At 71.8% G+C, this 23,827-nt stretch carries 17 protein-coding genes; 10 read left to right on the top strand and 7 right to left on the bottom strand.

Annotated elements, in window-relative coordinates:
- Window positions 1–3 precede the first annotated feature (3 nt).
- Both ABII15_RS36855 and ABII15_RS36850 read left to right on the top strand, forming a co-directional pair.
- Window positions 4–1,020: an amidohydrolase family protein gene (locus tag ABII15_RS36855; RefSeq protein ID WP_353947315.1), complete on the top strand. Its 1,017-nt coding sequence runs from the start codon at window positions 4–6 to the stop codon at window positions 1,018–1,020.
- Window positions 1,021–1,086: 66 nt separating this feature from the next.
- On the top strand, window positions 1,087–2,532 hold the full coding sequence (locus tag ABII15_RS36850; RefSeq protein ID WP_353946641.1) for an amidohydrolase family protein: 1,446 nt from the start codon (window positions 1,087–1,089) through the stop codon (window positions 2,530–2,532).
- Window positions 2,533–2,787: 255 nt separating this feature from the next.
- On the opposite strand, the gene ABII15_RS36845 is transcribed toward ABII15_RS36850, so the two are convergent.
- The gene (locus ABII15_RS36845; protein ID WP_353946640.1) at window positions 2,788–3,534 is read right to left on the bottom strand and encodes an RES family NAD+ phosphorylase; all 747 of its coding nucleotides are present in this window, start codon (window positions 3,532–3,534) and stop codon (window positions 2,788–2,790) included.
- A complete protein-coding gene (locus tag ABII15_RS36840; RefSeq protein ID WP_353946639.1) occupies window positions 3,534–4,217 on the bottom strand; it encodes a hypothetical protein in 684 nt (227 codons plus the stop codon). The genes ABII15_RS36845 and ABII15_RS36840 overlap by 1 nt, the downstream gene beginning before the upstream one ends.
- Window positions 4,218–4,405: 188 nt before the next feature.
- On the opposite strand from ABII15_RS36840, the gene ABII15_RS36835 reads away from it, so the two are divergent.
- On the top strand, window positions 4,406–9,649 hold the full coding sequence (locus ABII15_RS36835; RefSeq protein WP_353946638.1) for a CHAT domain-containing protein: 5,244 nt from the start codon (window positions 4,406–4,408) through the stop codon (window positions 9,647–9,649).
- A gap of 49 nt (window positions 9,650–9,698) precedes the next feature.
- Here ABII15_RS36835 and glgX read toward each other — a convergent pair whose 3' ends face one another.
- Both glgX and ABII15_RS36825 read right to left on the bottom strand, forming a co-directional pair.
- A complete protein-coding gene (glgX, locus tag ABII15_RS36830; protein ID WP_353946637.1) occupies window positions 9,699–11,795 on the bottom strand; it encodes a glycogen debranching protein GlgX in 2,097 nt (698 codons plus the stop codon).
- A complete protein-coding gene (locus ABII15_RS36825; protein ID WP_353946636.1) occupies window positions 11,792–12,283 on the bottom strand; it encodes a pep a2 in 492 nt (163 codons plus the stop codon). Before ABII15_RS36825 ends, glgX begins: the two co-directional genes overlap by 4 nt.
- A gap of 287 nt (window positions 12,284–12,570) precedes the next feature.
- Here ABII15_RS36825 and ABII15_RS36820 point away from each other — a divergent pair, with 287 nt between their 5' ends.
- The 5 genes from ABII15_RS36820 to glgB are packed head-to-tail and all read left to right on the top strand — an operon-like array spanning window position 12,571 to window position 20,291.
- A complete protein-coding gene (locus tag ABII15_RS36820) occupies window positions 12,571–12,810 on the top strand; it encodes a DUF5133 domain-containing protein (RefSeq protein ID WP_353946635.1) in 240 nt (79 codons plus the stop codon).
- Between the two features lie 51 nt (window positions 12,811–12,861).
- The gene (locus ABII15_RS36815) at window positions 12,862–14,835 is read left to right on the top strand and encodes a maltotransferase domain-containing protein (RefSeq protein ID WP_353946634.1); all 1,974 of its coding nucleotides are present in this window, start codon (window positions 12,862–12,864) and stop codon (window positions 14,833–14,835) included.
- A gap of 55 nt (window positions 14,836–14,890) precedes the next feature.
- A complete protein-coding gene (gene treS, locus ABII15_RS36810) occupies window positions 14,891–16,615 on the top strand; it encodes a maltose alpha-D-glucosyltransferase (RefSeq protein ID WP_353946633.1) in 1,725 nt (574 codons plus the stop codon).
- 6 nt (window positions 16,616–16,621) lie between these two features.
- On the top strand, window positions 16,622–17,989 hold the full coding sequence (locus ABII15_RS36805) for a maltokinase (RefSeq protein WP_353946632.1): 1,368 nt from the start codon (window positions 16,622–16,624) through the stop codon (window positions 17,987–17,989).
- 37 nt (window positions 17,990–18,026) lie between these two features.
- A complete protein-coding gene (glgB, locus tag ABII15_RS36800; protein ID WP_353946631.1) occupies window positions 18,027–20,291 on the top strand; it encodes a 1,4-alpha-glucan branching enzyme in 2,265 nt (754 codons plus the stop codon).
- A 9-nt stretch (window positions 20,292–20,300) separates the two neighbouring features.
- Here glgB and gvpJ read toward each other — a convergent pair whose 3' ends face one another.
- Window positions 20,301–20,645 carry a gas vesicle protein GvpJ gene (gene gvpJ / locus ABII15_RS36795; protein ID WP_353946630.1) on the bottom strand — a complete coding sequence of 115 codons (345 nt, stop codon included), beginning with the start codon at window positions 20,643–20,645 and terminating at the stop codon, window positions 20,301–20,303.
- Window positions 20,646–20,838: 193 nt separating this feature from the next.
- Between gvpJ and ABII15_RS36790 the strand changes: the two genes are divergently transcribed.
- A complete protein-coding gene (locus ABII15_RS36790) occupies window positions 20,839–21,288 on the top strand; it encodes a hypothetical protein (RefSeq protein ID WP_353946629.1) in 450 nt (149 codons plus the stop codon).
- Between the two features lie 419 nt (window positions 21,289–21,707).
- Here ABII15_RS36790 and ABII15_RS36785 read toward each other — a convergent pair whose 3' ends face one another.
- Window positions 21,708–22,145, bottom strand: coding sequence for a DUF937 domain-containing protein (locus tag ABII15_RS36785; protein WP_353946628.1), 438 nt, complete (start codon window positions 22,143–22,145; stop codon window positions 21,708–21,710).
- 202 nt (window positions 22,146–22,347) lie between these two features.
- Here ABII15_RS36785 and ABII15_RS36780 point away from each other — a divergent pair, with 202 nt between their 5' ends.
- Window positions 22,348–23,061 (top strand): thioredoxin domain-containing protein, encoded by a 714-nt coding sequence (locus tag ABII15_RS36780; RefSeq protein ID WP_353946627.1) that lies wholly within the window; start codon window positions 22,348–22,350, stop codon window positions 23,059–23,061.
- Window positions 23,062–23,063: 2 nt separating this feature from the next.
- On the opposite strand, the gene ABII15_RS36775 is transcribed toward ABII15_RS36780, so the two are convergent.
- Window positions 23,064–23,762, bottom strand: a complete 699-nt coding sequence (locus ABII15_RS36775) for a L,D-transpeptidase family protein (protein WP_353946626.1) — start codon at window positions 23,760–23,762, stop codon at window positions 23,064–23,066.
- Window positions 23,763–23,827 lie beyond the last annotated feature (65 nt).

Below are 23,827 nucleotides of genomic sequence, written 5' to 3'. Positions count from 1 at the left end.
ACCATGACCCCGTCCGGACGGACCGAATCCCCCACCTCATCCGGTGCTTCCGGCCCCACCGGCCTCGTGGACGTCCACGCGCACTTCGTCACGGACCGCTATGTCGCCGAGGCGCGGGCTGCGGGCATCGAGCATCCGGACGGGATGCCGGGGTGGCCCGAGTGGAGCCCGGAGCAGCACCTCGACCTGATGGACCGAGGCGGCATCACCAAGTCGTACCTGTCGGTCTCCTCGCCCGGCGTGCACTTCGGGGACGACACCGCGGCCCGTGCCCTGGCCCGTGAGGTGAACGAGTTCGGCGCCCAGGTCCGCGACGAGCACCCGGACCGGTTCGGGCTGTTCGCGTCGCTGCCGCTGCCCGATGTCGAGGGGGCGCTGGCTGAGGCCTCGTACGCGCTGGACGTGCTGGGCGCCGACGGTGTCGCCGTGGAGACCAATCACCACGGCATGTACCCGGGCGACTCGCGCCTGGAGCCGCTCTGGCAGGAGCTGAACCGCCGCGGCGTCCTCGTCTTCGTCCACCCGACGTCGCCGCGGCACGCCGACGAGCTGGCGCTCGGCCGCCCCCGCCCGATGCTGGAGTTCCTCTTCGACACCGCCCGCGCGGCCGGCGACCTGCTGTTCAACGGCGTCCTGGCCCGCACCCCGGACATCCGCTGGATCCTCACCCACGGCGGCGGCGCCCTGCCCCTGCTCGCCGACCGGATGGAACTCTTCCGTACGCACTTCGGCGGCGGCCCCGCGGACGGGCCGACGGCGCGGGAGCAACTCGGCGCCCTCTGGTACGACATGGCCGGTACCCCGTTCCCGCGTCAGATCCCGGCCCTCGACGCGGCGTTCGGCACCGACCGTCTCCTCTACGGCAGCGACTACTGCTGGACGCCCTCGTCCGCCGCGCTGGAGCAGGTCGCGTCGGTGGATGCCGCGGCCCAGCCGTCCGGCACCGACACCTGGCGGGACCTGACCACCCGCAACGCACGGCGGCTCTTCGCGGCCGAGTCCGCGCCCGTCGCGACGTGACCGTACCGGCCCGGCCGGGCCGTACCCATGACGACCAGCAACGACGAGCAGGGCAGGGAGAGGCACGTGAGCAGGTACGTCGAGCCGTCGGCGGTGCACGGCCGTACGGTGATCAGGAACGTCATCGTCGTCGACCCGGTCGAGGGAAGCGCGATGTCCGGGGCGGACGTGGTGGTCGACGCGGGCAGGATCGTCTCGGTCGCGTCGGCGACGGATGCCGGGGCCGGGGCGCAGGTGATCGAGGGCCGCGGCCGGTTCCTGGTGCCGGGCTTCATGGACATGCACATGCACGCCCTGAACACCCCCGACGACGTGGACGGCACCTACGCGCTCATGCTGGCGAACGGTGTCGTCGGCTTCCGCCAGATGTCGGGCAGCAGGGACCTGCTGACGGCCCGTCGCGAGGACCGGCTGCCGCGGCCGACGGGTGCGCCCGCGCTCATGGCGACCGCGGGCGACCTGCTGACCCCGCTGAACGCGAGCCGCGTCGAGGACGCCGTACGCACCGTACGCGAACAGCACCGGGACGGCGCCGACTTCGTGAAGGCCGCCATGACGACCGCCCGGACGTTCATGGCCGCTCTCGGCGAGGCGAACCGGCTCGGCATCCGGTTCGGCGGGCACCTGCCGCCCGACCTCGATCCTCGCGACGCCGCCCGCGGCGGCACGTGGTCGATCGAGCACCTCGGCCCGGGCGTCACCGTGTTCGCCGCCGCGTCCACGCGCGAGGCCGACGTACGGGCCGCGCACACCGCAGGCCGGATGCCTCCGCTGCCCAAGGTCCGCCTCCCCGGCACCGAGAGGCTCGTCAGGAGGCTGATCCGGGGTGTCGTCACGAACCCGGCGACCCGCACCTCCGAACAGGAAGCGCAGGCCTACGAGTTGGCCGACGGCACGTACGACCAGGACAAGGCCGAGGAGCTCGCCGCTCTGTTCGTCGAGCACGGCACGTGGCAGTGCCCGACGCTGATCCGCGTCCACACCCAGCAGTTCGGCGACGCGCCCGAGCACACCGCGGACCCCCGGCGCCGCTACATGCACCCCGGCGACCTGCGGACCTGGGACAGGTCGGCGAAGAAGTTCGCGACGCTGCCCGACACGACGCGCCGCGCCCTGCGCGGGCACTGGACGGCGCAGCTGCGGATGACGAAGACCTTCGCCGACGCGGGCGTCCCGATGGTGGCCGGGTCCGACGCGTGCGGGGCGGCCGGTGTCATCCCCGGCTTCGCCCTGCACGACGAGTTCGACCTGCTCGCCGAGGCGGGCCTGGACCCGCTGACCATCCTCCGGACGGCGACGAGCGGGGCGGCCCGCTTCCTCGGCGAGGAGGGCGCCTTCGGCCGTGTGGCTCCCGGGCTCCCCGCCGACCTGGTGCTACTGGACGAGGATCCCCTCCTCGACCACACCGCCCTCCACACGATCGCGGGCGTGATGCGGGACGGCGCGTGGTGGTCCCGCGCCGAACTCGACGCGGTCCTGGAGCGGATCGCGGCGGCGCCCGGCGCACACTGACCCATCATTCGCCTTCCGCCATTCCCGGGAAAGCGCTTGCGAATTCATCGCATCGCAGGCGCGCGAGAAAAGGAGGGCTGAAAGGCCAAAGGCACGTACGCGTGAGGCGAATGCATAACCCAGTGGGGCGGCGGTGGAATCCCTCCGTCCATTCCGGGTCCGTCGCATCTGATGATGCCATCGGTGAAGGGCCTCAGAAACCCGGAAACGCCTTGTGCCCGAAGTGCGACCGGCTCGCACCCGGTTCTCGACCGGTCACGGCCCGCCGAGGACCCCGGGCGGCGCGCCCACGTGGACGTCGTAGCGGTACAGCGTCTGTTCCAGCCAGTGCACGCCCGCCTCGTCGTCGAGGTCGATCGACGGCTTCGGCAGCCGTCGCAGCACCTCGGCCCGCTGCGGCAGACGTTCCGGCGGCGCCTCGCCGTCCGCCCCGCACGGGGTCCGTGCCGGACCGGGCTGGCCCAGCCGGTCGGCGAACAGGACGATCGCGGGGTACGGCCCGTCCCGCTTGGACGGCCAGGCCAGGCCCTGCGCCCACGTGGCCTGCGACCGGATCCAGTGGCCCCAGCGGCGGGTGAACGGGTACTCCGGCGCCTCAGCGTGCACCAGCCAGGCGTCCTGCCGCACGGCGACCCGCGCGGGTTCGTCCATCAGCGACACCAGCCGTACCTCCGTGCGGAGTTCGAGCTCCGTCACGCAGCGGCCCACCAGGGCCCTGTACGGCAGCACCCGCGGATTGCCCTCGTCGTCGAACGGCAGGTCGCGCAGGATGGTCTCGGCCAGCGCCGTCTCCACGCGCGGTGCCGCGTAGAGATAGCCGTACGGGTCGTTCTCGGTGCCGTCGAAGCGCGAACCGCCGAAGTGCGGGTCGCACAGGGTCGGGTTGAACTGCGCGGGCGAGTACGTGCGCCGGTGGACCCTGAAGAGCCGGGTGCCCCGCGGCAGCACCAGCGACTCCGGTGTCCGGTGGGTCTTCTCCGGCAGACCTTGACCTCGTCCCATCAGTACCCCTCGCCCACCGTTCGTGCCACGGCGATCAGTTCGTCGTCCGGTACCCGGCCCAGCGCACGCGCCGGCGGGGTGTCCAGCCAGTGGTTGCGGCCGAGCCACCAGTCCGCGACGCCCCACGGGTCCACGTCCGCCCGCAGCTCCTCGTTGATCGAGAGCACCACGGGCAGCGGCGTCCCGTCCGGGCCGAACTGGAAGTTCGGCAGCCGTACTTCACCCGAGGCATCGGTGAGCCGGATCAGGTGCCTGTGCCACGGGTCCTGTCCGAGGAGCAGTTCCACCTGCTCCTCGGAGAGCGACGCCTCGGACAGCAGCCGGTTCCTGATCCGCTCCCACGGGCTGTCCCCGGCGGACGACTCAGGCGGTTCCTCCACCGGCGGCCCGGTGTCCGGCCTCCGGTAGCCGTAGGTGAACGCCAGCGCCTGCAGCACGCTGCGATCCGGCTCGGCCGTGGGAGCGTGCAGCCGCAGCCTCTGCTGCTCGCCGCTCGGCAGCCTGCTCATCAGATGCAGGGCGATCGCCGAGCCGACGGCCTCGGCACCCTGCTCGTCGAGGCCGTCGGCGAAGATGGCGAGCAGCCGGTCCAGTTCCCCGCGGTCGGCCTCGCTCAGAAGGTTCCGCACACCGTCGAAATCGTTCAAGAGAGCGGCGAGGATCGACAGGTCGTTCGCATCCATGTGCTCCTCCTCAGTCCCGGACTCGGTTTTTCGGGGCCGCACTGCGAGCGTACCGACGGCAGTTGTCGAGAACTCCCCATCGGCGAAATCAACGGGCTTTGTTTTTGCACTGAGTTGAGAAGCTGTCGTCAAAAGCATCGGGGTCGGATAGCGTGGCTTTCCCGTTCGGGCCCGACATGTTTCCGGAGGTGCCGTATGCCCGTCGTGACCCACGGATGTGCGCCGAGGCGGGCCCGCGCGGCCGGCACGGCCCGGTGACCGTGACGAGGGGCGAACCGGACGACGTCTTCGCGTCGTTGCGGTGGCTCGCCACACACATGGCCATGGGCTCGACGGAGCAGATCACCGCCGCCCTGGACCTGTCCCAGCACCTCATCGACCGGTGCGTGGACGGTGACGCGTCCGAACCGGCGATCGCCTCGGACGTCTCCGAGGCGCTGACCCTGCTGGCCGGAGTACTGGCCACGACCCCTCCCGGCAGCGCCTTCCACCGCTGGACCGCCCTGCTGTCCGCCCGCGCCGCTCAACTCAGCTCCGAAAAGGGCATGTTGGACGACGCCGCACGGTTCTACGGCGTCGCGCTGGCACCGGCTCCGCGCTGGGATCCGCCCGCGGGCAGCACCGATCCGGCGACCGCGACCGACGACCCGGACATGTGGACCGCGTACCACGCGGCGATGTCGCGCTGGGAGTTGGCCGGCCTGCTGTGGGAGCGGTATGCGCAGGTGCCGCCCGACGACGTCCGGCCGGAGGATCGGGACCGGCTCGTGGCGTTGCTGACCGAGGCGCTGGCCGGACCTCACACGCCCGACGGGGACGACCTCGAAGTCCTTCACTCCATGCTCGGGGTGGCGCTGGCCGACCGCTCACGGCTCCCCGCCGTCGACACGCGGGAACGCCTGTCGGACCGCGCCGCCGCGCTGACGCATCTCCAGGAGGCGTACGAGCTGGGCGGCGCCACCGAGGAGGGTCCCGAACCGCTCGTGACCCGCAACCTGGCGATGGTGCGCTTCACCGACCACGACGAACGCTGCGATATGGCGTCGCCGCCGCCGGAGGAGCTGGGTGCGCTGATCGGGCCTCTGCTGGCGCTGGCCGACGCCCCGGGTGAGGACGGTGCCATGGCGCTGGAGCTTGCCACGCTCTTCGCCCGGGACCGGCACGGCCATGACCGATCCGCGGAGAACGCGGCAGCGCTCCTGGACCACTACCGTCGGCAGATCGCGCATCCGGGAACAGCTCCCCGGGACGTCCGCGGCGCGCGCGTGGACCTTGCCCTGCTGCTCGTGGACCAGGCGGAGGCGGCCGGCGCGGGAACGGGTGCGGGCGCGACGCCGGCCCACGCCGTGCGCATCGGCGCCTACGACCCGCAGGCGGATCTGCGGGAGGCCGCCGACCAGTTCGAGCGGGTCGTGACGGAGCTGCGCGGCCCGGTCCCGCCCGGCGAGTCGGCGTCCGACCGGGACGAGGAGCGGTTCCTCTGCCTCAACAGCCTGGTCGAACTGCTCAGCGCCTGGCTGCGCACCGACGACGAGGACGGCCGTATCGACCGTCTGGTGCGGCACGGCACGGAGTTGGTCGACATCGTCCCCGCCGACGACGAGGCGCGCGGGCTCATCTGTCTCAGGGTCGGTCTGGCGCTGTCCGAGCGCGTGCGGCGCAGGGTCGGCCCCCATCTCTACCGGCAGTCCGAACACCTGATGAAGGTGATGGTCCCCGACGCCGGGCTCGCCCTGGCGACGCTGGCACCCGGCGCGCGCGAGGACTCCACGCGCGCGATCGAGCTCCTCCGCGAGGGTATTGGCCTCCACCACTACCAGGATGAGATGTACGTGGCGGGCGCACAGGCGCTCAGCGTCTGTCTGCTGATGGACCACCTGCTCGTCCTGCCGCACGGCGATCCAGCGGTTCTGCGGGAGGCGCTGCGCTGGATCCGGCTGGTCCTCGGGCGGGCCGCCACCTCCGGTGTGCCGATGGAGGAGTACGAGTTCTTCGTCGTCCAGGCCCTCATGCACTCCGTCTGGGCCGGGACTCCGTTCGCACCGCCCGAGGGACCCGGCCGCCCCACCACGCCGCCCATGCCGGACGTCAGCCGCCACCCCAGCCTCGAGGAAGGCCTGCAACTGCTGGAACAGCTCCTGCGGTCGGCTGCCGCCCGCGGGCCGGGGCCTGAGTCCTTCGCCTATGCCTTCATCCAGCTGATGGTCGAGCTGATCCGCGGGGAGCCGCTCACCGACGCGTACTGCCGCACGTGGTGGGACCGGCTGGACACGCTGCTGCTCGCGGGGATCGACGAACCGTTCCCCCGGGTCCTCCTGAGCCTGATCGCCGCCGCGTTCGGCACGGAGCTGGCCGGCCGGGACCTGGCCGGGCCCCGGGAGCGGGCCCGCGTCACACAGTTGCTCGACACCGTCGCCTCGGAGGTGCCTCCGGGAAGCGAGCTGCATCGGCTCGGCGCCATGTTGCGCGCGCAGAACTCCGGAGCGGCCAGGCTGCTGAGAGAGCTGTTCGGCCGGGCGCCGGGCGCCGCGCGGGACGTTCCGTCCCGGACGCCGTCACCCGCCGACGACCCCGGTCCCGCCCGCGGGGCGGAGCCCGGAGCCGCCTTCGACGACCAGGAGACCGCCGAGGCACTGCGGATCGCGGCCGTACTGCCGGGCGACGGGTCGCCGTACCCCTTCACCGAGCCGGTCGGACGCGTGGCGGAGCTCGCGGAGGAGGGCCGGGCCGCCGCCGGTGATCCGGTCGGGCTCGCCGTCGCCGCCGGGATCGGCGCCCTCGCGCGATACGACCGCTGGATCCACGAACGGGAGACCGAGGACCTGACACGGGCCATCGCCGACGCGCGGGTGGCCATCGGCGCGGCGGACTCCGTCGAACCGCTCGGCACCGCCCTGACGGCCCTGCGTGCCGGGATGCTCCTGGACCGGTACACCCTGCTGGGCGACCGGATGGACCTGGAGTCGGCACGCGAGACCTATGCCGTACTGCTCAAGCGGGTCACCGAACGCGGCGAGCACCCCGGACTCGTACCGCTGCTGCGCCGGTACGCGGAGGCCACCGGGCTGCGGCGGCTGGGCGCCACGCTGGTGGAACCGGCGCCGCCGGCCGCCGGGGAATTCCACGCCGGACTCGCCGCGGCGGCGGCCGTCGCCGCGCTGCTGGCGGTCCGCGGGCAGCAGCACGGCAGCAAGGGGGCGCGCGCCGCCGCGTTGCGCCGGATCTCCGAACAACTGCAGGCGGTACTGAGCCGGTTGCCGGACGGCCACCCTCGCAGGCCCGCCGTACGCAGTGAGATCGGCCTGCTGGATCTCGACCTGGCCCGCGCGGCGGGTGACCGGGACGCGGTGGACCGCGCGCTCGGTGAGGTGGTCGGGGCCGCCGGTGCGTGCCCGCCGCTGAGCGCCCACCGGCCCGCGCTGCTGCTGCGCGCGGCGCTCGCCCTCTCCGCCCACCCGGAAGGGGCGCCGGAGCGCCTGGAACAGGGCATCGAGCTGCTGTCCGGCGCGCTCGACGACGCCGAACAGGGCTTCCACGGCGGCCGGTCGCGGTGCCTGTACGGAATCGGCCGGCTGTTGCTCGCCAGGTTCGACCGGAGCGGGCAGCGCGAGGATCTGACGCGTGCCGTGGACGTCCTGCACGAGGCCCGGATGGCGCTGAACTCCGCGCCCGGGGACGCATTCCTGATCGTCCTCGGCCGCGCGCAGGCGCGGGCCCACCGCGCCCACGGGCCCGGGGACGGCACTCAGCGCCGCTGGTCCCGGGAGGCCGCGAAGTCGGTGCTGGCCGCGCACGGGCGCGCCGTGCTCCTCCAGACCGGCACCGCGCGGGCCCTCGTCACCGCCCGGGCAGCGCGCCCGGACATGCTGCGGCTGGTCCGCTGGTGCATGGAGGACGGGGAGACGGCCGCCGCGCTCGACGCCCTCGAACTGGGCCGCGGCCTGGTCCTCAACGCGGCCACCGTCTCGGCGACCGTCCCGGGGCTCCTGCGCGACGCCGGGCGCCCCGAACTGGCCGCCGCGTGGGAGGACATGGCGGCGACCGGGAAGGGGCTGGAGGCCGGGCCGGGCGCGTTGCGCCGCCAGGTGCTGGAGGCGCTGGAGGGCGGTGCGGCCGAGGCGCGGATGCTGTCGGCGCCGACCCCCGCCGAGGTCGGCCGGGCGCTGCGCACGGTCGGGGCGGACGCGCTCGTGCACCTGGTGCCGGGCGAGGACGGTCCCGGGTACGCCCTGCTGGTCACCGCCACCGGGGCGGTCGAGCCGCTGCCGCTGCGCGCGCTGAACACCGCGGGCGGGCGGCCGCTGACCGAGTACGACGACGCGCTGAACACCTTCCAGGCGGCGGTGCTGAACGTACCGGCTCCGCCGGGGCCGCACGACACGCCGCTCCAGCACAGTGTCCGGGACCGGGCCGAGCAGCGGGCCCGGGAGGCGCAGGAGCGCTGGGGCACGGCGCTGGAGGCGGTCTGTACGTGGGCCGGCGAGGTGGTGATGACCGACGTGCTCAGGTGGGCGCGGGAGCGGTGGCCCGGGCGACTGCCGCGTCTGGTGCTGGCGCCGGTCGGGCTGCTCGGCGTGGTGCCGTGGCAGGCCGCGCGGGTGGCCGGTCCGCAAGGACCCGACTACGCGGCCCGGTCGGCCGTGCTCTCGCAGTGCGCCACGGCCCGGCAGCTCACCGAGGCCGCGGCGCGGCACCGGCTGCCGTGGGACGGGCGCCACGCGTTCGTCGTCGACCCGGGCGGCTCGTCGGTCATGCACGAGGAGGCGCGGCTGATCCGGTCGGCGTTCTACCCGCGGGCCACGGTGACCGGTGCGGTGGGCTGGCTCGCCGAGCGCGACGGCCCGTGGACCGGCCCGGCCCCGGTGCCCGCCACCGCCGACACGGTGCGGCTGCTGCTGCCGGGCCGGCCCGTCCGGGATGCCGCCGGCGTCGCCGTCTGCCACGTCAACTGCCATGCGACGCCCGGTGCCACGCCCGCGGAGTCCCGCCTCGACCTCAGCGCCGGCCACCGCCTGGCCATCGCCGAACTGCTGACGGCGGCGCGCGATCCGCGGGCTCCCGGGGGTCTCGTCGTGCTGGCCAACTGCGTCAGCGATCTGACGCTGTCCGCCCACGACGAGGCCCTGACTCTGTCGACGGCGTTGCTCAGCGCCGGGGCCGCCTCTGTGGTCGGCTCACGCTGGTCGGTGGTGGACGACCGCCGCACCTCGATCCTGATGTACATGTTCCACCACTACCTCTCCGGGCACGGGCACGCCGAGGCGCCGGAGGCCGCCGGCTCCCCCGCGGACGCCCTGCGTGCGGCGCAACTGTGGATGCTCGACCCGCACCGCACGGTCCCCGCCGCCTTGCGCGGCATCGCCGTCGAGACCCCCGACCGCCCTTTCACCTCACCCCGCATCTGGGCGGCCTTCGCCCACCACGGGCACTGACACGCCACTCGCAGAGGGCCCGGCGCAGCGTCCTGGATCCACCACCGCGTCAGGACTCGCCCTCCGTGATCCTCCGCGTCGGCGGCCGCGAGAGGACGACCAGCGTGCGGGACTCGACCGTGAGCCGCGTGCCGGCCTTGTGTTCCTTCTCGTCGAGGTCGCCGGACGGCTCCGCGGTGTCGATGAGGGTCGTCCACACCGTTCCGTACGACGTGTCGGGCAGCCGGAACTCCATGGGCTCCCAGTAGCAGTTGAACAGCATCAGGAAGGAGTCGTCCACGACCGGGTCGCCGAGAGGGTCGGGTTCGGTGATCGCGTCGCCGTTGAGGAAGACGGCGAGGGCGTGGGCGTCGGGCCACCGCCAGTCCTTGGGGGTCATCTCGGCGCCGTCGGGGCGCAGCCAGACGAGGTCCGGGAGGCGTCCCTCGTCGTGCTGTGCGCTCTCGCCCCAGAAGAAGCGGCGTCGGCGCAGGACGGGGTGGGCCGTGCGCAGGGCGCCGAGCTGCCGCGTGAAGTCGAGCAGGGACGTGTCCTCGTCCGTCAACTCCCAGTCGATCCACGTAAGTTCGTTGTCCTGGCAGTAGGCGTTGTTGTTGCCGGACTGAGTGCGGCCGAGTTCGTCGCCGTGGCTGAGCATCGGGATGCCCTGCGACAGCATGAGCGTCGCCAGGAAGTTCCGCTGTTGCCGGGCCCGCAGCGCCCGTACGTCCGGAGCGTCGGTGGGGCCTTCGACGCCGCAGTTCCAGGACCGGTTGTCGCTCTCGCCGTCGCGGTTGTCCTCGCCGTTGGCCTCGTTGTGCTTGGTGTTGTAACTGACCAGGTCACGCAGGGTGAACCCGTCGTGCGCGGTGATGAAGTTGACGCTCGCGCGCGGCCTGCGCCGGTCGTGCTGGTAGAGGTCGGCGGAGCCGGTGAGGCGGGAGGCGAACTCGGGAAGGGAGCGTGCGCGGGCGCACCAGAAGTCCCGCACGCTGTCGCGGTACTTGCCGTTCCACTCGGACCACAGGGGAGGGAAGTTGCCGACCTGGTAGCCGCCGTCGCCGACGTCCCACGGCTCGGCGATCAGTTTCACCCGGCTGATGACGGGGTCCTGCTGGATGAGGTCGAAGAAGGCGGAGAGCCGGTCCACCTCGTGGAACTGCCGCGCCAGGGTGGCCGCGAGGTCGAAACGGAAGCCGTCGACATGGCATTCGGTCACCCAGTACCGGAGCGAGTCCATGATCAGCTGAAGGACGTTGGGGTGGCGCATCAGCAGGCTGTTGCCGGTGCCCGTGGTGTCGTAGTAACGGCTGAAGTCGTCGTCGGCCAGACGGTAGTACGAGGCGTTGTCGATGCCCCGGAAGGAGAGCGTGGGCCCCTTCTCGTTCCCTTCGGCCGTGTGGTTGTAGACGACGTCGAGGATCACTTCGAGGCCGGCCGCGTGCAGGGCCTTGACCATGCCCTTGAACTCGTCGACCTGCTGGCCGAGCGTGCCGGTCGCGGCGTAGGCGTGGTGGGGCGCGAAGAAACCGATCGTGTTGTAGCCCCAGTAGTTGGACAGGCCCCGGTCCAGGAGGAAGCCGTCCTGGACGAACTGGTGGATCGGCATCAGTTCGACCGCGGTCGCCTTCAGGGAGGTCAGATGGTCCAGGACCGCCTCGCTCGCCAGACCGGCGTAGGTGCCGCGCAGCTCCTCGGGCACGCCCGGGTGGGTGCGGGTCAGGCCGCGCACATGTGCTTCGTAGATGACGGAGTCGGTGTAGGCGTGCCGCGGGGGCTCGTCCGTCTCCCAGTCGAAGGCCGGGTCGACGACGACTCCGCACAGCCCCTGGGCGAAACCGGCGTCGTGCCGGTCCTGTTCGTGGACGGCGCGCGCGTAGGGGTCGAGGAGGAAGGCCGAGGCGTCGCAGCGGTCTCCGGACGCGGGCTGCCAGGGGCCGTGCACGCGGTAGCCGTAGCGCTGCCCCGGGCCGATGTCCGGCAGGTAGCCGTGCCAGACGAATCCGTCCACGTCGGGGAGCGTCACCGTCCGCTCGGAGCCGTCGGCGTCGACCAGGATCAGGTCGACCTGTTCGGCGACCGAGCTGAACAGGGCGAAGTTCGTCCCGTGACCGTCGTAGGCCGCCCCCAGCGGGTAGGGGCGGCCCGGACGCAGGCCTGCCGTCACGAAGCGGCCTCGACCGTCCGCGGCAGCGCGGCCCCGCCCGTCGGCACCTCGGCGCGCGGCACCGGCCGGGTGGCGTCCGTCGACGGGACGGGACGCTTGTGGGCGAGCGGTTCGCGGTCACCGTTGCGGCTGCGCAGCGAGAACCAGCTGATGCGCCGGGCGTGCGCGGTGCAGCTGCCCCAGCCGTCGCTGAGCGCGGCGACGCGGCTCAGGCACTCCAGGGCGGCGTCGGCGCGCCCGGCCCGGACGGCGTCCTGGTGCGAGACGGCGGTGATCAGATGCTGACCGGTCCACCACGTCTCGACGGTCATCACGGCCTCGCCGTCGGCGGCTTCCATCAGCAGTCCGAGCCCCCGGGTCGCGGGCGTCGCCAGTTTCTCCAGCCCCCAGTACCGAAGGTGCGCGCCGACGATGCGCTGCACCTGGCCGACGCGTTCCGGCGCTGCGTCGACCTCTACGTGGTAGTAGCGGGGCACTGTCCGGTTCATGGTGTCTGCTCCTCACAGCGGAGCTCGCGCCCGTCGTCACGACGGGGCCGTGCGCACGGAGCGTGAGCACCGCTTCTTCGAGAGTCGTCATTCAGCCTCGCCCCGCTACTCCATTCGTGCAACACGAGAGTGATCGCGCCGTGACACTCGGCTCAACAGGACGGATGGCGATTCGCCCCGCACGATGGTGGAGGAGCCGCCGGGTGTGACCGGCCGCTTCCTCTCCGCACACGGTGTTCGGGCTCTCCGGGTCCGCCGGTGCGGGGTCCAGGAGGTCGACGGGTGCCATGGACGCATCGCATTCCGACGTGGACATCGGGCCGAGTCTGCGGCGCTACCGCCGGTGGCAGAGGCGTTTCCTCGCCGCCCCCGCCGATGCCGCGGTCCGCGCGCGGTTCGGGCTCGCGGTCGCGGCGTTGTGCGCCGTGACCGGCGAACGGTGCGGCCGGGAGGCCGCGGCGACGGCGGAACGTCGACTGCGGGCGGCGGCACGGCACGAGCGGATCGCGGCGACGACTCTCGTGTGATCCAGGCCGGGACAGCTCCGGCCGGGACGCACAGCGCAAGAGGTGAGACCGATGGCAGCGGTGCAGCAGCAGGTGCCCGTCTCGATCGAGCGGGTAGGGCCCCACGTCGAGGGGGGCCTGGGCACGGCGAAGGCAGTGGCCGGCGAGACGTTCCCGGTCACGGCCACGGTGTTCGTCGAGGGTTCGGCGATCGTGCGGGCGCGAGCCGTGCTGCGCGCTCCCGACGGCCGTGCCGCCCAGTGCCGCACGATGCGCGAGACCCGGCCGGGCGAGGACCGGTGGAGCGCCGACGTCACCGCGTCCGCGCCCGGCCGGTGGAGCTTCCTCGTGGAGGCGTGGTGCGATCCCGTGGCGACATGGCAGCGGGACGCAGCCCTGAAGGTGGCGGCAGGAGCCGACATCGACCTGACGCTCGAGGAAGGCGCCCTCCTCCTGGAACGGGTTCTCGCCGAAGTGTCCGGTGACGCCCCGGCCGAAGCGGTCCTGCGCGCCGCCCTGGCCGCGCTGTGCGACGGCGGTCGCGAGGCCGCGGACCGGCTGTCGGCGACCACGGCGCCGGAGGTCCGCGCCGTCCTGGAGTCGCACCCCGTGCGCGAGCGCCTCACCGAGAGCGCGCCCCTGCCGCTGCTCGTGGAGCGGGAACGAGCCTTGTACGGCTCCTGGTACGAGTTCTTCCCGCGCTCCGAGGGTGCGGTCCTGGAGCCGGGGAAGCCGCCGGTCAGCGGGACGTTCGCGACGGCGGCGCGGCGGCTTCCGGCGATCGCGGAGATGGGTTTCGACGTGGTGTACCTCCCGCCGATCCACCCGATCGGGACCACGTTCCGCAAGGGTCGCGACAACGCGCTGTCGGCGGGCCCGCACGATGTGGGGGTGCCCTGGGCGGTCGGTTCGCCGGAGGGCGGGCACGACGCGGTGCACCCGGAGCTGGGGACGCTGGAGGACTTCGACGCGTTCGTGGCGCGGGCCCGCGGGCTGGGCCTGGAGATCGCCCTCGACTTCGCGTTGCAGTGCTCCCCCGATCACCCCTGGGTGGACAAGCGTCCGGAGTGGTTCCGGCAGCGTCCCGACGGATCGATCGCGTACGCGGAGAACCCGCCGAAGAAGTACCAGGACATCTACCCGATCGCCTTCGACCGGGATTTGCCCGGCCTCGTGGCGGAGACGACGCGGATCCTGCGACACTGGATGGCGCACGGAGTCCGCATCTTCCGGGTGGACAATCCGCACACCAAGCCGGTGGTGTTCTGGGAGCGGGTCGTCACCGACATCAACCGCACGGACCCCGATGTCGTCTTCCTGGCGGAGGCGTTCACGCGTCCGGCCATGATGCGGGCCCTCGCCGCGGCCGGTTTCCAGCAGTCGTACACGTACTTCACCTGGCGCAACACCAAACGCGAACTCACCGACTACGTCGGGGAACTGGCGCGGGACACGGCGGCGGTGATGCGGCCGAACTTCTTCGTGAACACGCCCGACATCCTGCCCGAGTTCTTGCAGCACGGGGGCCGTCCCGCCTTCGAACTACGGGCGGTGCTGGCCGCGACGCTCTCGCCCGTCTGGGGCGTCTACAGCGGGTACGAGCTGTGCGAGAACACTCCGCTGCGCCCCGGCAGCGAGGAGTATCTGCACTCCGAGAAGTACGAACTACGGCCGCGGGACTGGGAGTCGGCGGCGCGCGAGGGACGGACGATCGCTCCGCTGATCACCGCGCTCAACGACGTCCGGCGCCGCAGTCCGGCCCTTCGGCAGCTGCGCGACGTGCACTTCCACCACGCCGACAAGGACGAGGTGATCGTGTACTCCAAGCGCAGCGGTACGAACACGGTTCTGGTGGTCGTGAACCTCGACCCGCACCACACCCAGGAGGCGACGGTGTCGCTCGACCACGCGCGGCTGAACGTGGCTCCGGACGCCCCGTTCCGCGTCCACGACGAGCTGACCGGCGCCACCTACACCTGGGGCGCCACCAACTACGTCCGCCTGGTTCCGGGCGAGTCGCCCGCACACGTCTTCACCGTCGGCTGAGCACCGGCTCGCTCTGTCAGAACCCGCGAGGAAGCGGCAACGGAGGGAGATCACCATGACCACGCACGAACCGATGCAGAACCCGCTCGCTCCCACCAGGCAGCGGGATCCGGACTGGTTCAAACGGGCCGTCTTCTACGAAGCGCTGGTCCGCTCGTTCTACGACAGCAACGGCGACGGCATCGGCGACCTGAAGGGCATCACGGCGAAGCTGGACTATCTCCAGTGGCTCGGCATCGACGCGATCTGGCTGCCGCCGTTCTTCAAGTCGCCGTTGCAGGACGGTGGTTACGACGTCGCCAATCACATCGCCGCGCTGCCGGAGTTCGGCGAGCTGACGGATTTTGTGGAGTTCGTGGACGCCGCGCACCAGCGCGGTATGCGGGTGATCATCGACTTCGTGATGAACCACACCAGCGATCAGCACGAGTGGTTCCAACAGTCCCGCTCGGACCCCGAGGGCCCCTACGGCGACTACTACGTCTGGGCCGACGACGACAAGCAGTACCAGGACGCCCGGATCATCTTCGTCGACACCGAGGCCTCCAACTGGACCTTCGACCCGGTACGCAAGCAGTACTTCTGGCACCGCTTCTTCTCCCACCAGCCCGACCTCAACTACGAGAACCCGGCCGTGCAGGAGGAGATCCTGGCCGCCCTGCGGTTCTGGCTCGACCTGGGCATCGACGGCTTCCGCCTCGACGCCGTCCCCTACCTCTATGCCGAGGAGGGCACCAACTGCGAGAACCTGCCCGCCACCCACCGGTTCCTCAAACGGGTCCGCAAGGAGATCGACGCCCAGTACCCCGACGTCGTCATCCTCGCCGAGGCCAACCAGTGGCCCGAGGACGTCGTCGACTACTTCGGCGAGTTCCAGAGCGGCGGCGACGAATGCCACATGGCCTTCCACTTCCCCGTCATGCCCCGCATCTTCATGGCCGTACGCCGCGAATCGCGCTACCCCGTCTCGGAGATCCTCGCCAAGACCCCGGCGATCCCGTCAGGCTGCCAATGGGGCATCTTCCTGCGCAACCACGACGAGCTGACCCTGGAAATGGTCACCGACGAGGAACGCGACTACATGTACGCGGAGTACGCCAAGGACCCACGGATGCGGGCCAACATCGGCATCCGCCGCCGCCTGGCCCCACTCCTCGACAACGACCGCAACCAGATCGAACTCTTCACCGCCCTGCTGCTCTCACTGCCCGGCTCACCGATCCTCTACTACGGCGACGAGATCGGCATGGGCGACAACATCTGGCTCGGCGACCGCGACGCGGTGCGCACGCCGATGCAGTGGACCCCGGACCGCAACGCGGGCTTCTCGTCCAGTGATCCGGGGCGGCTGTTCCTGCCCACGATCATGGACCCGGTCTACGGGTATCAGGTCACCAACGTCGAGGCGTCGATGTCGTCGCCCTCCTCGCTGCTGCACTGGACGCGCCGGATGATCGAGATCCGCAAGCAGAACCCGGCGTTCGGCCTCGGCTCGTACCAGGAACTCTCCTCCTCGAACGGCGCCGTGCTGGCCTTCCTGCGCGAGTACAAGGACGACGTGGTCCTGTGCGTCCACAACTTCTCCCGCTTCGCCCAGCCCACCGAGCTCGATCTGCGGGTCTTCGACGGCCGGCACCCGGTGGAGCTGATCGGCGGCGTCCGGTTCCCGGCGATCGGGGAGCTGCCCTACCTGCTCACTCTCGCGGGACACGGCTTCTACTGGTTCCGGCTGCGCGGCACCTGCCTCACCCCTCGTGTCGCTCACCACGATTGGACCTGATCCGCCATGGCCCTCTCCCTCACGTCCCTCCCTGCCGCGTCCCTCCCGGCCACGGCCGTGCTGAGCGAGCCCGCCGTCATCCGTGGCCGGCTCGCCGCGCTGCTGGCACGCTGGATGCCCGACCAGCGCTGGTTCGCCGGCCGCGACAAGAAGATCACGAGCCTCGCCGTGGTCTCGGCCACGGAACTCACGCCCGGCTGCTTCCACCTGCTGGTCGAGGTCGGGCACCGCGGCGAACAGCACTGCGTGCACTATCAGTTGCTCCTGGGCGCGGCGACGCACGTGCCGCCGCGGTTGCGCCGCCACGTCATCGGCGAGGTCGAGGGACCCGCCGGGAACAGGCTGCTGGTCTACGACGCCGTGCACGACCACCGTGCGACAGTGCCGCTCCTGGACCGCGTCCGCAGGGGCGGCACCCTCGGGAACCTGCGCTTCGAGTCGTTCCCGCGCACGGCGGTCCCGAGCGGCCTCGCACCCCGTGTCCTGGACGTCGAGCAGTCGAACACCTCGATCGTCTACGGCGACCGGCTCATCCTGAAGCTCTTCCGGCGGGTCCAGCCCGGCATCAACCCCGACCTGGAGGTGCCGACCGTTCTGGCGCGGCACGGCTACGCCCGGGGCCTCGCTCCCACGGCCTGGTTCCACACGTTCGCGCCGTTCTTCGCGACGCTGGGAGTCGTCCAGCCCTACCTCACCGACGCGACCGACGGGTGGACGCTGGCCCGTGAATCGGCCCTGGGGCGTACGGACTTCCTCGCGGAGGCCCGTGATCTGGGCCGCGCGACGGCCGCACTGCACGTGGCCCTGTCCGAGGCGTTCCCCGTCGCACCGGCCCCCGCGGACCACACCGTACGGCTGGCGGGGGCGATGACGCACCGGCTGCGGCACGCGGCCTCCCTCGTACCGGCACTGCACGCGTACGTGCCGCAACTCACCCGCGTCTACGCAGAGTTCGCGCAGGCCGACGGCGACCTGCCGTTGCAGCGCATCCACGGCGATCTCCATCTGGCGCAGGTCCTGCGGGCCGGCGGCGACTGGCACATCGTCGACTTCGAGGGCGAGCCCGCGAAACCGCTGGCGGAGCGGCGGGGCGACCACTCCCCCGTCGGCGATGTGGCGGGCATGCTTCGGTCCTTCGACTACGCGGCCCACATAGGCGACGCGCCGCGACCGGAATGGGCCGAGCGCACCAGCGCCACGTTCTGCGCCGGGTACGCCGAGGTCGGCCGGTTCGACCCGCAGGACATCGCGGTGACGCTGCGCGCCCACGAAGCGGACCGGGCCGTGTACGAGGTCGTCTACGAGGCGGGCCACCGCCCCGACTGGATCACCGTTCCCATGGCGGCCGTAGCGCGCCTGTGCCGCACCTCCTGATCACTCAACACTCATCCTCGCCAAGGGAGTTCCGCCGATGGCCGTCGCCGACGTGGCCCCGACCACCGTCCACCGCGCATGTCCCGCGCCCACCCTGGAGCCGGACGACCGCGACCGGCTGCTGCGCGGCGAGCACCACGATCCGCACGCCGTCCTGGGCGCCCGGCCGGGCCCCGACGGAGTGATCGTGCGCTGCCTGCGTCCGCACGCGCGCGCCGTCTCCGTCATCGCCGGACCCGTCTCCTGGGTGCTGCACGACGAGGGCGACGGCCTCTTCGCGGGCACGGTGCCGGGCGATCGGGACGCGGGCGACGCACCGGGCGCGTACCGCCTGCGCGTCGTCCACCCCGAAGCCGTCGTCGAGGTCGACGACCCTTACCGTTTCCCGCCGACCCTGGGCGAGTTCGACCTGCACCTCATCTCCGAGGGCCGGCACGAGGAACTCTGGACCGTGCTCGGCGCCCATGTGCGGGAGCTCCAAGGAGTGCGGGGGACCCGTTTCGCGGTGTGGGCCCCCGACGCCAGGGGCGTGCGCGTACGCGGCGACTTCAACCACTGGGACGGGACGGCGCTGCCGATGAGGTCGCTGGGGAGCTCCGGCGTCTGGGAGCTGTTCGTCCCGGGTGTCGGCGCGGGCGCCCTGTACAAGTTCGAGATCACGGGCCCCGACGGCTCTCGCCTGGAGCGGTCGGACCCGATGGCCCGCCGCACCCAGGTCCCGCCCGCGACCGCGTCGGTGGTGACGGACAGCGACTACGCCTGGGGCGACGAGGACTGGATGCGGCGGCGCGGCGACCGGCCGGCGCACGCGGCTCCCCTGTCCGTGTACGAGCTGCACCCGGCCTCCTGGCGCCCGGGCGCGACCTATCGCGAACTGGCCGACGAACTGGTCGACTACGTATCCGAGTTGGGATTCACGCACGTAGAACTGCTGCCCGTGGCCGAGCACCCCTTCGGCGGCTCGTGGGGCTATCAGGTCACCGGCTTCTACGCCCCCACCGCGCGCCTCGGCACCCCCGACGACTTCAGATACTTCGTCGACACCCTGCACCGGGCGGGCATCGGCGTCCTCCTCGACTGGGTGCCGGGGCACTTCCCGCGCGACGCGTGGGCGTTGGCCGACTTCGACGGGCGGCCCCTGTACGAACCGCAGGACCCGGTGCGGGCCGCCCACCCCGACTGGGGCACGCTCGTCTTCGACTTCGGGCGCCGAGAGGTGCGCAACTTTCTTGTCGCCAACGCCGTGTACTGGTGCGAGGAGTTCCACATCGACGGCCTGCGCGTCGACGCCGTCGCCTCCATGCTCTACCTCGACTACTCCCGCGAGGACGGCGCGTGGTCGCCGAACGCGCACGGCGGACGGGAGAACCTCGATGCCGTCGCCTTCCTCCAGGAGATGAACGCCACCCTTTACCGACGCTGTCCGGGCATCGTCACCATCGCGGAGGAGTCGACCGCCTGGGACGGTGTGACGCGGCCGACGGACCAGCCCGCGGCGGGCGGTCTCGGCGGTCTGGGCTTCGGCCTCAAGTGGAACATGGGCTGGTCCCACGACTCCTTGGCCTACATGGCCCACGATCCCGTCCACCGCCGGTACCACCACCACGAGTTGACGTTCTCGATGGTGTACGCGTACAGCGAGAGCTACGTCCTGCCGGTCTCGCACGACGAGGTCGTCCACGGGAAGCGGTCGCTCGTGTCGAAGATGCCGGGCGACTGGTGGCAGCAGCGCGCCAACCACCGCGCCTACCTGGCCTTCATGTGGGCCCACCCCGGCAAGAAGCTGTTGTTCATGGGGCAGGAGTTCGCCCAGGGTGCCGAATGGTCGGAGGCCGAGGGGCCCCAGTGGTGGGTGCTCGGCGCGGATCATCCCGCGCACGAGGACCACCGTGGCGTCCAGCGCCTGGTGGGCGACCTCAACCGCCTGTACACGTCGCGTCCCGCGCTCTGGGAACAGGACGGTGATCCCGCGGGTTTCTCCTGGGCCGAGCCGGACGCCGCCGACGACAACGTCCTCGCTTTCGTCCGCCATGCCCGCGACGGCGCCCCACTGCTCGCCGTCGTCAACTTCGCCCCCGTGGTGCGCGACGACTACCGGATCGGTGTCCCGGGGACGGCGCCGGAGGCCTGGCACGAGGTCCTCAACACCGATGCCCCGCGCTACGGCGGGAGCGGCGTCCTCAACGAACACCCGCTCCCCTCGGCTCCCACCGCCCACCGCGGCTTCCCGGCGTCGATCACACTGCGGCTCCCGCCACTGGGGGCGGTGTGGCTCAGCCCGCTGCCCTCCGTGCGGGAGTGACCGTCCCGTTCAGTGGCGCTTCGGCTGTCCCAGCACGTCGGAGATTCCCTTGACCACACCGGACAGGGCGCTCTCCGTCTTGCCCCGGGACGCGCTCCCGTCCAGGACCTCCGGCAGGCCCGGGGGTTTCGTGCTCCCCGTCTCCAGGTCGAGCCGGTTGCACGCCTCCGCGAACCGGAGATAGGTGTCGACACTCGCGACGACGATGCGCACGTCGATCTTCAGAATCTCGATTCCGACCAGCGAGACGCGGATGAACGCGTCGATCACGAGCCCTCTGTCCAGAATGAGTTCGAGCACGTCGTAGAGACCGCTCGTGCCTCCTCCACCCTGTCGCCGCGCCGGCACACTCATGGGCCTGCCTCCTCCTCTCGCCCCCTGCCCCTACCTCGTGCCCCGTATCGGCCGCATCACAAGCGGTGGGGCCGTTTCGGTGCGGCGGTCTCGGCGACGGCCGCGCACGCTGTGGTGCACCGAGGTTCACTCGATGGGTGGGGGATCCGTCCCGGCGCGCTATGGGGCGCGAGGGAGCGGGGAACAGAGAGTCATGAACGCCGACGAAGACCGGCCGGAAGCCGGCCATCTGCGCCCGCCCGGTGTCAGCGACGAGACGGTCGCCGCACTGGGATCGCTGTCCAAAGCACTGGAAACGGTGGAGCAGGCACGCGGCCACCTCTACGCCTTCCATCAGCTGACCGGCACGGCCGATCTCGAACTGGGGCGCGCCGTCGATCTGCTGCGGAAAGCGGGACACACCGCGTGGGCGGACCGCATCGCGCACGAGCTGGTGGGCCGCAACGTGCTCGAAGGGCGCTGGACCTTTCAGATCGTGGAGGAGTACGACACCGACTTCTATGAGCCCTACCGGGCGCTGGAGCGGCAGGCACGGGTCGAACTCGCGCAAGGACGCGACCATTTGTACGAGGCGGAGATGAAGGAGCGCCGGCGCACGCACGGCCACCCGCGGCACACGGCCCGACCGGTCGAGGGGCAATAGCGGCGAGCGCGGACGGCCTGCGTCGCCGGGCCGCTGTTCGGTGCGGCCGGTGCCTGGTGCGGCGCGGTCCGCGGGGGTGGCAGCGGGTGGTGTCCGTGGGCGCGGTCGGCGACCTCTGCGGGAGCGAGTGCCCGCACTCCTGACGCGCGCTCGGGTACGTGGGGCAAGGGCTGGTCGGCGGCGCGATCGCCTGCGCGCTCCCCCTCGCGCCGGCCCGCACCTGGCGCGAGCGCGTGCCGAGTCCCGGCGTGGCGGCCCTTGCCTCGCTGGTGGCCTGCGCGGCTGTCCACGGCACACTGGGCCGGCTCTCCGCCTGTGGGTCCCCTCGGGTCGGTACGCCGTGCCGGGCTTTGTCGGCTCGTTCGCCGTGCCAGGACCCCGAAAAGGTCCGGAGGATCGCCGGCCGGCGGCACCCAGCGCTACTTCTTGCGGGTGGCCCGCTTGCTGAGCACGGCCAGGATCACGGGGATGACCAGCTCGATCCCGCGGGCCACGTTCGCCGCGGGCAGGCCCGTCTTCTTCGCGATCACGTTGGCCGCCGGGCGGCTCATCCTCGACAGGAGTCCGGCCAGCAGCCCGCCGGACGCCAGCCCGCCCAGGCCGCCGAGCGTGGCCACGCCCTGGAGGGGCGGCTGGGCCGCTTCGTCGATGGCCTCCCGCACCTCGCGGGCGCCGTCGGGCCCTTCCTCGGAACGCTCGCGCAGGCCCCCGGAGAGGGCCGACACCGTGTTGCCCACGACGTCCTGCGCGCCCGGGGCGTCCGTGCCCAGCACCTCCGCGAGCTGCTGGAGCCCGTCGTCGCCGAGCTCGTCGAGGACATCCTGCTCCAGCGACTTCTCACCCGATTCTTCGCTCATGCCCCAAACGCTAAGGCGGTGCGCGGGTGTCGGCGACCGCACGCCGCCGGGCGCCCGGTGCGACGGGGAGGAATTCCCGGCAGGAAGGTGCCGAAAGTCCTGGTCGGACCGGGCTTTCGCCGTCCGGTCGGCCGGTACGGCGCGCCTAGCGTGGAGACGTGCGGGGATGTCCTGCGCCATCGGAGAGCCGAGAGGGTGCGTCGTGCGACAGCGAGCGATCCTGACCGCGTCGGCGGTCGTGCTGGGGGCGGGCCTGGTCCTGAGCGGCTGCGCCTCAGGGGACAGCGGGGCGCGCGGCGGCGGGACGCCGGCCGTGCGCGAGGTCTCCGACGCCGCCGACCTGTCCGGCGCGAGTGCGAGGGTGGACGGCGCGACGATCGTGGTGGGCCGGGCCGACGCGCCGCACACCGTGCAGGTCTACGAGGATCCCCGCTGCCCGTACTGCAAGGAGTTCGAGCAGGGCGGCGCGCGGGCCCTGGCGGCTCCCGTGCGCGAGGGCAGGGTCAAGGTCGAGTACACCATCGCGTCGTTCCTCGACGCGCGGCTCGGCGGCTCGGGCTCCGTGAACGCGGCTAACGCGCTGCGGTCCTCCGTCGACGCGGGGAAGTTCAGCGCCTTCCACGCGGCGGTCTTCGCCAACCAGCCCGAGGACGAGCGCCAGGACGTCTACTCGGCGGCGTATCTGCTGAGGATCGCCGACAAGGTGGACGGTCTGCGCGGTCCCGCGTTCGACAGCGCGGTCGAGAACGGCCGGTACGCGTCCTGGGTCGCCGAGGCGATGAAGTCCTTCCGGGACGACGGCGTCCAGGGGACCCCGACCGTGCGCATCGACGGCGAGAAGGCCGGCGGCAGCGAGGCGGACCTCTACCGGGAGGCTTCCTTCGCCGGGGTTCTGCGGGCGGCCGGGGTCCCGTAGGGTCAGGTGCCCGGCTTGCGGCCGTAGACGAAGACGTCGTCTCCGGTCTTCAGCAGGGACCAGTACTTCTTCGCGGTGGTCTTCGTCATGTTGACGCAACCGTGCGATCCCGGCGGGTTCCACATGCTGACGCCCACCGAGTGGAACGCCTCCCCGCCGTCGAAGAACTGGCTGTACGGCATCGGTACGTGGTAGATGCTCGACACGTGGTCGATGTGCCGCCAGTAGATCTTCTTCAGTCCGGTGCGCGTCTCGTACCCGTTACGGCCCGTGCGCACCGGGACCGGCCCGTAGACGAGGTCCTTGCCGTCCTGGATCCAGCTGAGCTGGAGCGTGAGGTCGACGCAGGCGATCCGGCCCTTGTTCACCGGGCACTTGCCCGCCTTGTTCGGGGTCCTGCCGACGGCCTTCTGTTTGTTCATCAGGTCCATCACGCCCCAGGTGACCGGTCCCGCGTAGCCGATGTTCGGGGTGATGCCGTGCTTCGTCTGGAAAGCCTTGATGGCCTTGCAGTCGGCGGCTGACTGCCTGCCGTCGACCGGGCGGCCGAGGAACTTCTCGACCTGCTTCTGACGCGGTCCCGTCTGAGTCGTACAACTTCCGGCCGCCTGCGCCGGTGCCGCGCCGAGCGCGAGCGCGAGCGGCGCGACGAGCCCGGCGACCGCGGCCACACCGACGACCCGTCTGCGATGGTCCCCCATGACCGATCCTCTCCCTTGATTCCTGCCCGGCTAGACCAGCCCCGGGGCACAGGGGTTGTACGGAC

It is taken from the genome of Streptomyces sp. HUAS MG91, assembly GCF_040529335.1.
GTDB classification, from domain to species: domain Bacteria; phylum Actinomycetota; class Actinomycetes; order Streptomycetales; family Streptomycetaceae; genus Streptomyces; species Streptomyces tabacisoli.
This window is presented reverse-complemented; position numbering and strand designations above follow the sequence as displayed.

Coding starts and splice junctions, on each gene's coding strand:
- ABII15_RS36790 (WP_353946629.1), top strand. CDS start 20,839: ATGAACGCCGACGAAGACCGGCCGGAAGCCGGCCATCTGCGCCCGCCC.
- ABII15_RS36825 (WP_353946636.1), bottom strand. CDS start 12,283: ATGAACCGGACAGTGCCCCGCTACTACCACGTAGAGGTCGACGCAGCG.
- ABII15_RS36840 (WP_353946639.1), bottom strand. CDS start 4,217: ATGGATGCGAACGACCTGTCGATCCTCGCCGCTCTCTTGAACGATTTC.
- ABII15_RS36805 (WP_353946632.1), top strand. CDS start 16,622: ATGGCCCTCTCCCTCACGTCCCTCCCTGCCGCGTCCCTCCCGGCCACG.
- gvpJ (WP_353946630.1), bottom strand. CDS start 20,645: ATGAGTGTGCCGGCGCGGCGACAGGGTGGAGGAGGCACGAGCGGTCTC.
- ABII15_RS36820 (WP_353946635.1), top strand. CDS start 12,571: ATGGACGCATCGCATTCCGACGTGGACATCGGGCCGAGTCTGCGGCGC.
- treS (WP_353946633.1), top strand. CDS start 14,891: ATGACCACGCACGAACCGATGCAGAACCCGCTCGCTCCCACCAGGCAG.
- ABII15_RS36785 (WP_353946628.1), bottom strand. CDS start 22,145: ATGAGCGAAGAATCGGGTGAGAAGTCGCTGGAGCAGGATGTCCTCGAC.
- ABII15_RS36815 (WP_353946634.1), top strand. CDS start 12,862: ATGGCAGCGGTGCAGCAGCAGGTGCCCGTCTCGATCGAGCGGGTAGGG.
- glgB (WP_353946631.1), top strand. CDS start 18,027: ATGGCCGTCGCCGACGTGGCCCCGACCACCGTCCACCGCGCATGTCCC.
- ABII15_RS36775 (WP_353946626.1), bottom strand. CDS start 23,762: ATGGGGGACCATCGCAGACGGGTCGTCGGTGTGGCCGCGGTCGCCGGG.
- ABII15_RS36845 (WP_353946640.1), bottom strand. CDS start 3,534: ATGGGACGAGGTCAAGGTCTGCCGGAGAAGACCCACCGGACACCGGAG.
- ABII15_RS36855 (WP_353947315.1), top strand. CDS start 4: ATGACCCCGTCCGGACGGACCGAATCCCCCACCTCATCCGGTGCTTCC.